General features: G+C 65.7%; 11 protein-coding genes. 7 read left to right on the forward strand and 4 right to left on the reverse strand.

Going from position 1 to position 14,018, the window contains the following annotated elements:
* Positions 1 to 264 precede the first annotated feature (264 nt).
* Complete coding sequence (locus VIQ49_RS04460; protein WP_331881266.1) at positions 265 to 2,094, forward strand: glycosyltransferase; 1,830 nt, start codon at positions 265 to 267, stop codon at positions 2,092 to 2,094.
* Between the two features lie 14 nt (positions 2,095 to 2,108).
* Here VIQ49_RS04460 and VIQ49_RS04465 read toward each other — a convergent pair whose 3' ends face one another.
* Positions 2,109 to 3,164, reverse strand: coding sequence for a class I SAM-dependent methyltransferase (locus tag VIQ49_RS04465; RefSeq protein WP_331881269.1), 1,056 nt, complete (start codon positions 3,162 to 3,164; stop codon positions 2,109 to 2,111).
* On the reverse strand, positions 3,151 to 5,859 hold the full coding sequence (locus VIQ49_RS04470; RefSeq protein ID WP_331881271.1) for an HAD family hydrolase: 2,709 nt from the start codon (positions 5,857 to 5,859) through the stop codon (positions 3,151 to 3,153). The genes VIQ49_RS04465 and VIQ49_RS04470 overlap by 14 nt, the downstream gene beginning before the upstream one ends.
* Before the next feature lie 121 nt (positions 5,860 to 5,980).
* Here VIQ49_RS04470 and VIQ49_RS04475 point away from each other — a divergent pair, with 121 nt between their 5' ends.
* Entirely contained in the window at positions 5,981 to 6,655 is a 675-nt protein-coding gene (locus VIQ49_RS04475; protein ID WP_331881273.1) for a histidine phosphatase family protein, read from the forward strand.
* Here the strand turns inward: VIQ49_RS04475 and VIQ49_RS04480 are convergent.
* Positions 6,642 to 7,316, reverse strand: a complete 675-nt coding sequence (locus VIQ49_RS04480; RefSeq protein WP_331881275.1) for a Pr6Pr family membrane protein — start codon at positions 7,314 to 7,316, stop codon at positions 6,642 to 6,644. The two genes, VIQ49_RS04475 and VIQ49_RS04480, sit on opposite strands and share 14 nt — an antisense overlap.
* A gap of 61 nt (positions 7,317 to 7,377) precedes the next feature.
* On the opposite strand from VIQ49_RS04480, the gene VIQ49_RS04485 reads away from it, so the two are divergent.
* The 5 genes from VIQ49_RS04485 to VIQ49_RS04505 all read left to right on the forward strand — a co-directional run bounded on the left by VIQ49_RS04485 (position 7,378) and on the right by VIQ49_RS04505 (position 13,264).
* A complete protein-coding gene (locus VIQ49_RS04485) occupies positions 7,378 to 8,751 on the forward strand; it encodes a DUF2867 domain-containing protein (protein ID WP_331881277.1) in 1,374 nt (457 codons plus the stop codon).
* Between the two features lie 17 nt (positions 8,752 to 8,768).
* The gene (locus tag VIQ49_RS04490) at positions 8,769 to 10,388 is read left to right on the forward strand and encodes a LuxR C-terminal-related transcriptional regulator (RefSeq protein WP_331881280.1); all 1,620 of its coding nucleotides are present in this window, start codon (positions 8,769 to 8,771) and stop codon (positions 10,386 to 10,388) included.
* 131 nt (positions 10,389 to 10,519) lie between these two features.
* Positions 10,520 to 10,951 carry an ester cyclase gene (locus VIQ49_RS04495; protein WP_331881282.1) on the forward strand — a complete coding sequence of 144 codons (432 nt, stop codon included), beginning with the start codon at positions 10,520 to 10,522 and terminating at the stop codon, positions 10,949 to 10,951.
* Entirely contained in the window at positions 10,951 to 12,129 is a 1,179-nt protein-coding gene (locus tag VIQ49_RS04500) for an acyl-CoA dehydrogenase family protein (protein ID WP_331881284.1), read from the forward strand. The genes VIQ49_RS04495 and VIQ49_RS04500 overlap by 1 nt, the downstream gene beginning before the upstream one ends.
* A 22-nt stretch (positions 12,130 to 12,151) precedes the next feature.
* Positions 12,152 to 13,264, forward strand: coding sequence for an FAD-dependent monooxygenase (locus tag VIQ49_RS04505; RefSeq protein WP_331881286.1), 1,113 nt, complete (start codon positions 12,152 to 12,154; stop codon positions 13,262 to 13,264).
* A gap of 6 nt (positions 13,265 to 13,270) precedes the next feature.
* Here the strand turns inward: VIQ49_RS04505 and VIQ49_RS04510 are convergent, their stop codons facing one another.
* The gene (locus tag VIQ49_RS04510; RefSeq protein WP_331881288.1) at positions 13,271 to 14,014 is read right to left on the reverse strand and encodes an SDR family oxidoreductase; all 744 of its coding nucleotides are present in this window, start codon (positions 14,012 to 14,014) and stop codon (positions 13,271 to 13,273) included.
* Positions 14,015 to 14,018: the final 4 nt, after the last annotated feature.

The raw sequence follows: 14,018 nt of genomic DNA on the forward strand, positions 1-14,018 counted from the left end.
TCCCACGCCCGCCGCACCCTGACCTCCGAACTCACCGCCGCATAGCAACGGCACGAGCCCGGAAACGCAAGACCCCACGAAACCTACGACGACATATTCCAAGAACCCCAAGCAACACGGCCACCGCCGTGTACTGCACGACCCTTGAGAACTTCATAGTGGACCCCCCCCCCCCACCAGGGACGGCCGTGGCGCCGGCACGCATTGAGAACTGAGACCTCGACCGAATCCCATTTTTTGGTCATTTTGTAGAAGGATATCGACATGAGTGACGGGGAAGGGACCACGTTGATACTGCAGCGTGGGGTTTTCAGTGGTCCGGTGGCCGACACCGAGGCCGGACTGTACGCAACGGTGACGGGGGGCGAAGTAGAACGCGGACGCCATTCGTTGCGCCTGAGCCCCGGGGCCGCGGTCGACACCGATACCTACTTCGGCAGGCTCCCGGCCGGCTATTTCTGCCGGTGGACCACGCTGACACAGGTGAATCTCGGATTCCGATACGAGGCCACCGGGCGTTCGGAGTTGATCCTGCGTGGCTCCGACCACGAAGGCGCGGTCCACGATCTCGACCACATCGACCTCGAGGGCAGCGGTGACGTCGCCATGACGGTCGACCTGACTCCGTTCGCCGATGGCGGCAATGTCTGGCTGATGTTCACAGCCGGCGACGGATCGCTGACGATCCGGGACTTGCACTGGTCGACCCTCACGCAACAACCGATCCGGGCCGCGGCGGTGGCCATCTGCACATTCAATCGGCCCGCCGACTGCGTCACCACCCTGGCAACGCTCACATCGGATCGAGTGGTCGCGGGCCAGCTCCTCACCATCTGCGTGACCGATCAGGGCAATGATCGGCTCGCCGACCAACCGGGTTACGCCGAGGTGGCCGGGCAGCTCGGCGACAGGTTCGTCTACCTGCAGCAGCCGAACCTCGGCGGGGCAGGCGGATTCACCCGGGGGATGATCGAGCTCATCGCCCGTCATGATGACGTCAACCTCATCGTGATGGACGACGACATCCGGTGCGAGCCGGAATCAGTGCTGCGGCTCAACGCTTTTGCCAATCTCACCACTGCACCCATGATGATCGGCGCGCAAATGCTCTACCAGATGCATCCGACCCGGCTCCACGTCGGCGCCGAGGAAGCCGACCTCGAGAAGCTCCGGGCCGGCCGGTGGTCACCGCACGCACTCCACGACTCCGACATGCTGACCGAACGTCAGGACCGGATCGCCGACGCCGGCTACAACGGCTGGTGGACGTGTCTGATCCCCGCCGAGATCGTCAAGACGATGGCCCTGCCGATCCCGATGTTCTTTCAGTGGGACGACATCGAATACGGCATTCGTGCCAACCTCGGCGGCGGCTACCGCACGGTCACACTCCCGGGGGCCGCGGTGTGGCACATGGATTTCGCAGTGAAGGATCACGACGACTGGACCCACTATTTCAGCGTCCGGAATTCATTGATCACCGCCGCCCTGCACAGCGACTTCGACACCACGAAACTGAGCGTCCTGCTGTTCCGCGAGATCGCGCAATACCTGGTGTCGATGCGATATGGACTGGCCCTCACCATGGTCCGGAGCATCGAGGATTTCCTCGACGGTCCAGATGCCCTCACAGACGGCGGCCAACAAGCGCTTGTCGACATCCGGACCGAACGGAAACGATTCCCCGAGACGATCATTGAGCCCGAGTCGTCCCTGCCCGGCGCGTCCTACGACGCTTTACCCCAGCGCCCTGCCGGTTTTCCGCCGTCGAAGGACAAGTTCGATCTGGTGCTGTCCAAACGCGCCGCGATTCAGCTGACAGGCCGGGTCCAGCGGGGTTGTGTGGCCATACCGCCGCAGAATGAACACTGGTGGCACGTGTCCCTGTTCGATCAGGTCGTTGTCACCGATGCCTCGGGCAGCGGCTATCGAGTGCGTACCCGCGACGCCAGGCTCGCTCGTCAGCTGACCAGACGAACCATCATGCTGATGAAGCGATTTCGCGCAGACGGCGCCGGCACGGCGCAGTCGTACCACGATGCACTGCCACGCCTGACGAGCCCGGAGAACTGGCACCGCCTGTTCAAGACCTGACCCCTGTCCGGCGACTACCGCGACGTCCCACCTCGGGTGACGCCCCGCACCCCACGAACGGCCTTGCGCGCCGCGCGCCGCGTCACATTGCGGATCGAGATGGGCGGATTGGCCCGCAGTGCCGCCATGTCGTCGTGGTGCCGACGCTGGAGTTCGGCAACCTCGCGATGATGCTCCGCACGCTGCTGATCGAGCTGGCGGACGAGCTCGTCACGGTTGCCGGCCGCCTCGGCCATCTCGTACTGCATTGCGAGGACCCGCGTGTACAGGGCGATCCGGTTGTTCTCCATCGCTGCCAGCAACGGCGAATTGTTGTACGGATCGAGCGCACCACGCAGGCGGTCCACCTGTTCCGCGTCACCGGTGGGGTAGATGATCCCGAGTCCGAAAATGGCTGGTACCAAGGCAAACTCTCGTGTTCCGGGAGACTGTGTGGCCAGCGAGTCCTCAACGGCGGTCAGCACGCCGTTCCGTTCGCCGCCCGCCTCCAATGCCACGGTGAACTGGCCCTGGCCAACAAATCCGGCGGGCGTGACGTCGTCGTGCCACACCGTCGCTCCGTCGTCGCTGTGTTCATGGACTCCGCCGGCTTCGATCGCGTCCGCGCTGTAGTACTGATCGCGGCGTCCGCAGGGCCACAAGACGTCGTGAAGGATGACGATCGCGTCGGGCGCCTTCGCCAGAATCCAATCGACTTCGGCGCGGACTGTGGCGTAGTTGTGGTCACCGTCAAGGATGTAGACATCACCGATCGGCAGGTCACCGAGGACCTCCGGCGAAAACCCCTCCACCAGATGCAGATTGGCGTTCTGAGCCAACGCATGCCGCATCTGTTCGGTCGGGGCTGGTTCGATGCAGTACACCCGTTGGGCACCGTGGTCGAGATAGATCGAACTCGCACCACCTGATTCGACCCCGACCTCCACCACCGTCGTCGGACGAGCCGCGGCAAAGATTCGGCCGATGACCTCGGAGAACAGCGTCAGCGAATGCAGGAGCAGTGGGGCGTTTCGCGCGGTCCGCGCCTGGGCGTGCGGATCATTGCGATCCCCGAACTCACTTGTCGTCATCGTCGTCATCTTCCTTCGGCGGAGGTGGGGGTCCGCCGGCGCGTGTCACGATCCTGGCGACGCCCGCGGCCAGGGCCAGGGGGCCACCGGCGCGGTATTCTTCCTTTGCACGCGCGGTCAACCGGGCGAGGCGGGGCCCCGAAGGCGGCCGGTGCTGCAATCCCGACAGCGACTGTGGGAGAACGGCAAACGCGATCGTGACCGCAGCCGTGCTGACGGGCGCGCCGGCGCGTGCGGCCAGCGGCAACCACAGCGCCGAATGCGGGGCATGGAACTCGACCAGATTGCCGCCCAGCCACGTCGATTCCGCATAGACCAGGCCGGAGAAGTCACCCGGATGTTCCCAGCGCAGCGGCTCCGGGAGGCGATGTCCACCTGAGGTGACGGTCGCCTCGATCCAGTCCACCCGCACCAGAGCGGGGCAACCGGGGATGGCCAATGAGATGTCCGTCGCATCAAACGCTTCGAAGTTCAAGCGCGCGAACGACAATCCGTTCCGGTTGATGCGGAGCGGCACCTTGGGTCCGTCGTGCCATTTGCCGTCGCCGGTCCGGTAGCGCAGCACGGTCTCGGCATCGGTCACATCGGGCTCGAAGACCTCGGCCGGCACGGCACCCGAGTTCACGGCCTCCGCGGCGGCGGCCAGTTTCGGGTCTGTTGCCGCCAGCACCTGCGGCCAGAAGGAGTCTCGCATCAGCAGGTCACCGAGGTCACCCGGCGACAGGTACGGGACCGCGGGCAGGAGATCCGCCGGTACAACATGACTCACGAGATCCGAACCGAAGTTGTCCTCGTGTTCCCACGCACCGAAGACCGCGGCCTCGTCAGCAATGGGAGAGATGATCGACGACGCCAGGATGTTTCCCAGTTGCACCACCTCGCCACCGTCGAACGCGGGCCAGTCGGAGAACTCGGAGGCGTAGCGGAGCCACTCGTTCTGGAAGGAGTGAACTCCCTCGTGAAGGGCTGCGCGCGCGTGGATCTGCGATGCGGAGCCGGCGATCGGGGCGAGGATCGGTTCGCCTTCCGGCGTGAAGTCGAGCAACGATCCGCAGAGGCTGCTCACACCCTGCTCCAGCACCTCCGGGCTCCGGACCAGGGGACCGACGATCTCGGCGGGCTCACCGGCCGAGCCGAGATAGCCCTCGAGGCGAAGCCCACGAAGCGCCACCTTGGTGCTGCGGGTGTCGGTCGCGAGGTACAGGCCGGCCGGTTTGATTTCGATACCGGCCAACTCGAGAGCCGTTGCCAGCTGACTCTGGATCGTCGCGCCCCAGCCCAGATCCACCAACGTGATCTCGCCGGATTCGAGTGCCCCGACCGACCGGAGATGCGCCAGGAGCCGCTCGCGGGTGGCCGTTGCGGTGGTCGCGATCCGGTTTCGCAACGCGGGCGATTCGGTCAGGGCGGTGGCGACGTCATCGGCGATGATGCCGTTGTCGAGGACCGTCCCGAGTCGTGCCGACAACGCCGGTACATCGCCGGGCCGCAACTGGAGGATGCCCAGCAGACCGCCGATGGTCATCCCGTGCCGGCGGCGCATGAACGTGTGGATGCTGTCCTGATCGACAACGCCCAGCGCTGCGACCGATGTCAGATGACGAGAGAGCCAGACCGGCTTGGCGGTCACATCGAGCCCATGTCGCAGGGCGGCATTGTTGATCAGCGTCGAGAGCATCTCCCCTTCCCGCATCGGGCACCAGAGCACCGAGGTGCCCTCTTCGTGCGCCCGGCGTGCCGCCCATTCGGCGAAACCGGTGAGCACCGGGCCGAGCACGGATGCGCCGTAGCGCCACGCACAGGCCACATCGGGCGCGACCTCGTCGAGCTGCGCATCCTCGATCAGTTTCGCGCGCAGGCTCGTGATCCCGAAGTCACCCTGGGTCAGATCCAACCGCGGCGCACAGGGACCGAACGGTTCAAGGGGGCTGCGCTCACGTCGGAGGATCGGCTCGTACCGCTCACCGATTCGGGTGAAATGGACCGTCCGGACACCGAGCTTGCCGGGCACCGTCACGTCGGGCCGTTTGTTGTCACCGATGTGCACGATCTGGCCGGGGAGTACACCGAGTGCCTTCACGACTATCTTCCACAGCCCGTCGGCCTTGTCGACACCGTGCTCATGAGAGCGGAAGAACCTCGCGGACTTCAGCGGTTCGAGGCCGGGCTGGTCGAGGAATCGGTCGAGGTGTTCCTGGAGGAAGTAGGTGTCGGACACCAAGATGATGGGGATCGAGTGCGCGTGAGCGGTGTCGATGATGGCGGCGATGTCGAGGTCCGGCACCAGGGTCCGGTATTCCTCGGCGATCTCCGCCTCGACGTAGAAGTCGATGTCGCCGCGCAACATGATCGCGGTGGGCATCTCGCGCCAGATATCGAACAGCGACACCTCCGGCCCCAGGTCACCCCGACGTTCTCGCGAATCGGCCTCGGCCACGATCCGCATCCGGCGGAATGTCGCGGCATCCACCCAGGACGGGATGGCACCCTCGCTCACGAGCCGCCGGCCCAACACCGCAAACAGATCGGTCGGCCGCGGAACGCGCCGCCACAGCACGGTGTCGAAGATGTCCAGCGACAAGACCGAACACGAGCCGTCCCGCAGCATCTGATGTACGTCTTCGAGGCTGGTACGGCCGCGCCGCACCACCCTTTTTCCGGAGTCCATCACTTCGTTGATCAGGGCTTTGTCCAATCCTCGTGGCTTGATCCAGAACCATCCTAGTGACGACGCCCTCCGACGGCGCACATGTCCGATTCGTCGGTGCCGGGGACCGGCGTGTCGAGGTCCGACTGGTACCGGCAGGATGATTGCCATGGGTGTCATCTATCTGGTTCGACATGGGCAAGCCGGAGTCGACGAAAACGGTTACGGCAGTCTGACCGAACTCGGTCGCAGGCAGGCCCGCAACGTCGGCAGGACGCTTGCCGCCCGGGCGGGCAAGGTCGACTTCACGGTGTCGGGAAGCCTTGCACGCCAACTCGAGACGATCGAGGAGATCGTGGCGCAGTTCCCGGACGGGGCGGCGCCGGCGCCAGTGGTCAACGCGGGCTGGAACGAGTACAACCTCGAACGCCTCGCCCAGACCCACGTGCCACCCACCGGCACCAGCGCCGAGGCCACCTCCGCGCAGCGCAGGTTCCAGCGCAATCTCGACGATGCGTTGGTCGGCTGGGCGAATTCAGGTGACATCTCGTTCACGGAATACCGGGACGGCGTCGGCACCGCACTGGCGCAGGTCGCCGAACACGCCGGGCCCGGTCAGGTTGCGATCGCGGCCTCGTCGGCCGGCACCATCGGTGCGGTGATCTCCGATCTCTGGGGCATCAGTACGGACAACTGGCCAGGTGTCTCCCGGACGATGGTGAACGCCTCGATCACCAAGCTCATCGTCGGGAAGTCCGGCATCAACATCATGTCGGTGAACGATCACGCCCACGCGGACATCGACGACGAGGATGGCCGCCGGTCGCTCGTCACGATGCGGTAGGCGCCGCCGGCACGGGTCCAGGTCCTGGCATACCTGTCGACTTCACCCGAAAGCGGGTGTACCAGGCCAAGGCGAAGGCCAATGCCGCGGCGAGCAGTGCGATGCCGATACTGACGACCACCACTGCCGCCACGCCGTGTGGGCCGGGATCGAGGAATGGGTACGGGTACCAGTCGACGATGGGTCCGCGGATCTCGCTGTAGACGACGTAGGCCAGCGGGAAGATCAGCCAGATCATCGCCCTGCCGGTCCGGATGGCGACCGCCGGCGGATCGATGAGCCAGTCGATCGCCGCACCGACCGGCACCAGATAGTGCAGCACGGTGTTGTCCCAGCCGACCGCGGTGAACTGTGTCGATTCGAGCCCCGACAACAGCACGGTGAAACCGATCCCGGTGATCAGCATGTAGAGCGTCGCGGCGCCGCGGAACATTGCGAGCCGCTCGATCGACCGGCCCGTCAACAGGAACCCGGCACTGACGAGCAAAGCGATCGACATCAGGAGGTTGCTCAGCACCGTGAAGTAGCTGAAGAAGTTTGCCGCATCGAAGGACTCGCGGTCGATCAAGACCACGATCTCGGTGACGAGCGCACTCAACGCGAGTGCCCCGAGTATGAGTTTGAAGGCGGTCACGCCGTGGGCGCGCGTCGATTCACTCACAGCCGTCGACACTAACAGTCGATCAACGTTTGCGAACGCCCGTTCTGGGCACATTGTGCCTATGCAGCCGCAACCGACGCCGACCCGGAACATCCTCGTGACCGGTGCCACCGGATACATCGGCGGACGGCTCGCTCCCCGCCTGGTCGAACGCGGGCACGACGTCCGGGTGCTGGTGCGAACCCCAGAGAAACTGTCAGGGGCTCCATGGGCCACCCGCGCCACGGTGATCAAGGGAGACCTGTCGGATCCGGCCTCGTTGAGCGAGGCGTTCAGCGGCGTCGACGTGGTCTATCACCTGGTGCATTCCATGGGTGGGACGAAGGATTTCAGCGCCGAGGAGCAGAAGGCCGCCCGCAACGTGGTCTCGGCGGCACAGGACGCGGGGGTGAGCCGGATCGTGTATCTCAGCGGTCTGCATCCCAGCGGGGTCGAACTGTCGGAGCATCTGAGCTCGCGCACCGAGGTCGGCGAGACGCTGATGAAGTCGGGTATCGAGACCGTCGTGCTCCAGGCCGGTGTGGTCATCGGTTCCGGCTCGGCGTCTTTCGAGATGATCCGGCATCTCACCGAACGTCTGCCGGTGATGACCACCCCGAGATGGGTCCACAACAAGATCCAGCCGATCGCGGTCGACGACGTGCTTCACTTCCTCATCGAGGCCGCGGTTGCCGAGGTTCCCGAATCGAGGACCTGGGACGTCGGCGGGCCGGACGTCCTCGAATACGGCGACATGATGCAGATCTACGCCGAGGTGGCCGGGCTCTCCAAACGGCGCATGCTCGTATTGCCGCTTCTCACACCGACTCTCGCCAGCCGGTGGGTCGGGACCGTGACGCCGATTCCGGGCGGTCTGGCCCGCCCCTTGGTCGAATCACTGGAACACGACGCCGTGGTCTCCGAGCACGACATCGTCGCCGTGATGGCACCACCCGATGGTGGGTTGACCCCATACCGAGAGTCTGTCGAGCTGGCCCTGGCGCGCATCGCTCGCGCCGAGGTCGAGAGCAGCTGGGCCAACGCAGCACCCGACCATCCGCCGTCGGATCCGATCCCCACCGATCCCGGCTGGGCCGGCGAACAGGTCCACACCACACACCATTCCGGCGATACGACCGCCGATCCGGTGACGCTGTGGAAATCCGCCGAAGCCATCGCGGGCGGATCCGGCTGGCAGATCGACACCACCGAACCCGGAAAGATGTTGCGACTACGGCCGAACCGGTCGGTGCCTGGTACCGCCTGGCTGCAGATCGAGGTGTCCCCCACGAGCGGTGGATCCCACCTCGATCTGCGCACGGTGTTCTATCCGCGGGGTGTCGTCGGCCGCGCGTACTGGTTTGCGACGCTGCCGACTCGCCGAAAGAAGTACGGCGCCATGGCAACCCATATCATCAGGCAGGCCGAGAGCAGTCTCCGACCACGGTCGGCGTAGGCGCGCATACTGAACTGGTGGAGGACGTCCCAGATCCTGGTGGGGAGGCGTTCGGCCGACTCGCGTGGGAGACGGCCTACCGACAGCTGTCCGCATCAGCGACATCGGCACCGCTGGGCATCGACGATCTCGAACGGCTTGCTGTTGCCGCGTACCTCACTGGTCGATACGAGGTCAGCGCCGGCGTGTGGGAGCAGGGGTATCAGGCGGCGATCACAGCCGGAGACGTCGCCAGAGCGGTCCGCTGCGCTGCGTGGATGGTGTTCGGCCTGATGAACCGTGGCGAGCTGGCCCGCGGCGGCGGGTGGATCTCGCACTCGCAGCGCCTGCTCGACGATGCCGGCGTCAACGTTGTGGAGCGAGGATTCCTGCGCTATCTCGGCGCGGTGAGACTCTACTTCGAGGGCGACACAGACAGTGCATACCGGGGCTTCGTCGACGCCTGTGCGGCGGGCGAACAATTCGACGATCCCGAGCTGGTCGCGCTCGCGCGGGTCTGCGTCGGACGGTGCCTGATCAAAAAGGGTGACGTTGCCGAAGGGGTGGCGTTGCTCGATGAAGTGATCGTTGCGATCGCCGCAGGGGAGGTTTCACCGATCGCCGTCGGTGACGTCTACTGCACTGCCATCGACGGTTGTCACGAGCTGTTTGACCTGCGGCGCGTGCAAGAGTGGACAGCAGCGTTCAGCCGGTGGTGTGAGAGCCAGCCAGAGCTCGTGATCTACCACGGTCAATGCCTCATCCACCGCGCCGAGATGATGATGCTGCACGGTCACTGGGCCGATGCCGCAGACGAGGCCAAGCGGGCATTCGACCGGTTGTTCAGTCACCCGGCCGTCGGCGAATCGCTGTATCTGCGCGCAGAGTTGCACCGACTGCGCGGCGAGTCGGCCGCCGCCGAGGAGGACTATCGGCAGGCGAGCCGGCAGGGTCGGCAACCACATCCCGGCCTGGCGCTGCTTCGCCTTTCCCAAGGTGACGTGAACCGGGCAGATGCCGCGATCCGTCGGGCGCTCGCCGAGGCCACGGAACCAGCGGCGCGAGCTGCGTTGCTGGTCGGCTATGTCGAAATCGTCCTGGCCGGTGGTGATGCCGTCGCCGCCCGGGCCGGGGCCGACGAACTCGCATCGCTGGCCAGCGCGTGGGGAACGGCTTTCCTGCGGGCCGCGGCCGACCACGCGGCCGGCGCGGTGCTCCTCGACGACGATTCGCATGCGGAGGCGCTGATCGCCCTGCGTCGCGCGGCCGCGGGGTGGCGTGACCTGGAAGTGCCGTACGAAAGAGCCCGGGCCATCGTGCTCATCGGTCGCGCATGCAGCCGGCTCGGCGACACCGAGGGCGCCGAGATGGAGTTCGCCACCGCACACGCCATCTTCGCAGACCTTCGCGCGGCCACCGACCTCGTCCGACTCGACCTGACGCCGACTTCCGAGCCGGGATCGGCGTCCGGACTAAGCGCCCGCGAACGGGAGGTACTCGCGCTCGTGGCCACCGGCGCGACGAATCGATCGATCGCCATCGACCTCGTGATCAGTGAGAAGACGGTGGCCTGCCACGTGAGCAGCATCTTCTCCAAGCTGGGGGTGTCATCGAGGGCGGCGGCCACCGCGTACGCGTATCAGCACGATCTGACCTGACCAGCCGTCCAGGTGGCCCGCTCTCGGCAGAACCACCTATTCGCGTGGGAGGGAAGACAGACGATTCTCCCGATGTGGCCGGGGTGTCGGTCTTCGTACGGTTGTTTCACGCGACAACCACGGGAGAGATCATGAGTGACCAGAACATCGCCGTCGTCCGGCGTTTCACCACACAGGGATGCGTCGCCGGCAAACTCGGCGTGATCGACGAGGTCTTCGCCGAAGATTTCGTCAACCACGACCCGATGCCCGGACACGACACCGGGCGGGAGGGTATGCGCCAGACGATTCAGATGCTGAACGACGGCCTGTCCGACCGGAAGATGGTGGTCGACGAGTACCGGTCGGCGGGCGACACGGTTGTCCAGAACGCCACGTTCGGAGCGATCCACACGGGCGAGATGCTGGGTGCTGCGGCGTCGGGCAACGAGGTACTGGTGCGCGGCATCGAGATCTGGCGCGTTGCCGACGGTCGGATCGCAGAACGGTGGGGCGTGATCGATGTTGCCGGGCTGCTGGCGCAATTGCGTTCTGCCACCGCGTCGGCCGGGGTGGCGCCGTGATGTCCGGGGTCGACACCGCCGCCCGACCGCCGTCACTCGCGGCGGCCGCGATCCTCGATGGTGTGCAGGCGTTGGCGCCCTCCATAGCCGCCCGTGGCGGTGACATCGAGGCGGCCCGACGACTGCCCGCAGACCTGCGCGCGGCGCTCGAAGCACTGGGCTGCTTCCGAATGCTGTTGCCCGGCAGCCACGGTGGCCTCGGTATCGAGTTGCCGTCGGCGATGCGAGTCCTGGACGCACTGGCACAAGCCGACGGATCAGTGAGCTGGACAGTGGGGATCGGCGCAAACGGATGGCTCGACGTGAGCCACATCTCGCGATCGGCCTTCGACGCCCTGTACTCCGACGGGCCGCGGACCATCGTTGGCGCCTTCAACCCGAGCGGCGTGGCGGTGCGTGAAAGTGACGGGTACCGGGTCAATGGCCGGTGGGCATTCGCAAGCGGCTGTCAGGACGCACATTGGTTGTACGGCAATTGCATCGAGGGTGACGGTTCTGACGGCACCGATCCGCAAATCCGGTTGGTTGTGTTCGCGCCCGAGCAGGTCGAGATCGAGGACACCTGGACCGTGTCGGGACTCTGCGGCACCGGCAGCCACCACTTCTCGGTTCGGGACGTGTTTGTGCCCGCCGAGCTGACCGGGCTTGTCATGGTGTCCGAACCGTGTCTCGACGAACCGCTGTTACGCATCCCAGTGCCGGCGCTGATCGCACTGGAAATCGCCACTGTCGCAGTCGGAATCGCCACCGCGGCCCTCGCCGACATCGTCACCCTGGCGACGAGGAAGGTGCCGCTGCTCGGTCCGGCAACTCTGGCAGCCAACTCGCTGTTCCAGTATCAGCTGGGCGAAGCCGACGCCACACTTCGCGCCGCGCGCAGTCTGTTGTATTCCGACGCCGCCGCCACCTGGGCGACAGCTCTGGCCGGAGATGAGTTCACCCCCACGGTCCGCGCGCACCTGCGCGCGGCGTGCACGTGGGTCGTGGCGGAGTCCACCTCGGTGGTCGACACCGCCTACACGGCCGGTGGTGGCAGCTCGCTGTACTCCGATCATCCACTCCAGCGCAGGCTTCGTGACATCCATGCGATCACTCAACACTTCCTCGTGAAACTCGACAGCCTCACCATGGCGGGGGCGGTACTCGCCGGCCAGGACGTCGACTTGTCCGTCTTCTGAGTCGTGGGAAGGAGGCCACACCATGCGCGGCGACGGAGTACGAGTTCTCATCGTGGGTGCCGGCGTCGCCGGTCTCACGACCGCACGCCTGGTACGCCGCTGGGGTGCCGAAGTCGAGTTGATCGAACGCACATCGGCACCGGCACCATCGGGCACCGGAATCTATCTGTTGGGCAACGCTGTCCGTGCTCTGGACGCTGTCGGACTCGCTCGTCCGGTGGCCGACCTCGCTGTGAGAATTCGCCGACAGTGCACCGCCGATCATCGAGGGAGACCTCTGTTCGATGTCGATGCCGACGAGATCTGGGGCAGCATCGGGCCTTGCCTGGCCATGCACCGCGCAGATCTTCATCGGATCCTGCTCGACGGGGCCGCCGATATCCCGATTCGGTGGAACGACTCACCACAGATGATCACCCCGGACGGACCCGCCGTCACCGTCGAAACGACCGCGAGTCACGTCGGGCGATACGACCTCGTCGTCGGCGCAGACGGCGTCCATTCCACGGTTCGCCGGTTGATCTTCGAAGTCGGCGGGGCCACTCCGGTCGGCCAATACGCCTACCGCTTCCTGGCGCCGTGGGACGGACCGCCCGACCGGTGGTCGGTGAGGCTCGGGCAGGATTCGGCCTTCCTTACGATCCCCATCGGCAACGGTCAGGTGTACTGCTACTGCGATGGACCGATCCGCGATCCCATCACCCCGCTGCGAAACCTGTTGTCGGACTATGCCGAACCGATCGGAACCCTATTCGGCACGCTGGACACGAAAGACAGCGCCGGCGTGCAGGCCGGCCCGATCGAGGAGGTCACGCTCGACACCTGGTCGCGCGGCAATGTCCTGCTCATCGGCGACGCCGCGCACGCCACCTCCCCCAACATGGCCCAGGGCGCCGCGATGGCACTCGAGGACGCCCTCATCCTGGCCGAATCCCTCGACACCGCAACGAGCATCACCCAGGTACCGGAGGTATTCGAGCGTCGTCGACGCCCACGAACGGACTGGGTGCTCGCTCAATCCCACCGCCGCGATCGTGCACGCAACCTGAAGCCGGGGATCCGCGACGTGGCGCTCCGTCACTTCGGGAAGCGCATCGTCCGCGCCAACTATCGTCCCCTGATCGAAAACCCCTGAAACTGTTCAGGCCCGGCCGAGATTGGTGCCCGGGCGGGTCAGCACAACGCCGGGAAGCACCGCGTACCGGGACAACTGGGTGACGGCCAGGGCCATCACCGCAACGTCGGCCGCGGTGATCATCTCTTCTTGCGGGATGGCGGTCCACGAGGACATGTCGGTGTTGACGTACCCCGGCGAGATGGTGGTGGCCGAGACCCCGGCCGCCGACTCCTCCAGGTTGAAGGTCTCGCACAACGAGATCAGCGCGGCCTTCGTCGCGCCGTACGCCGCGAGTTCGGGTTCGGGATGCACGCCGGTGATCGAGGCGATGGCGATGACCTTTGCGGCACCGGCCAATTCGGCGGTACTGCGCAGCGTGGGGATGAGGGCTTGCAGCATCACGTACGCCGACCGCACGTTCACCTGATACAGCTTGTCGAGCCGGCGGGCGGGCAATTCCTCGATCGGGCCTTTCTGACCCATACCCGCGTTGAGGACCAGCGCGTCGAGACGACCGTACTCGGTGGCGTGCATGGCGGCCAGATGTGTCAGCTGCTCTTCATCGGCGGCGTCGGCAGTCACCACTTCCACTCGCCCACCGAACTTGCCCGACAGGCGGATTGCCAACTCTTTCAATGGCTCCGGGCTGCGTGCGCTGATCGTCAGATCCCAGCCGTCGGCCGCGAACCTCGTCGCGATCTCGGCGCCGATGCCCCGTGAGGCACCGGTCACCAACGCAGCTCTGCGACCGTTGTCCTGATCTCCCACAGAA

Origin of the sequence: Williamsia sp. (genome assembly GCF_036566845.1) — a bacterium.
In the GTDB taxonomy this organism is placed as follows: Bacteria; Actinomycetota; Actinomycetes; order Mycobacteriales; family Mycobacteriaceae; genus Williamsia.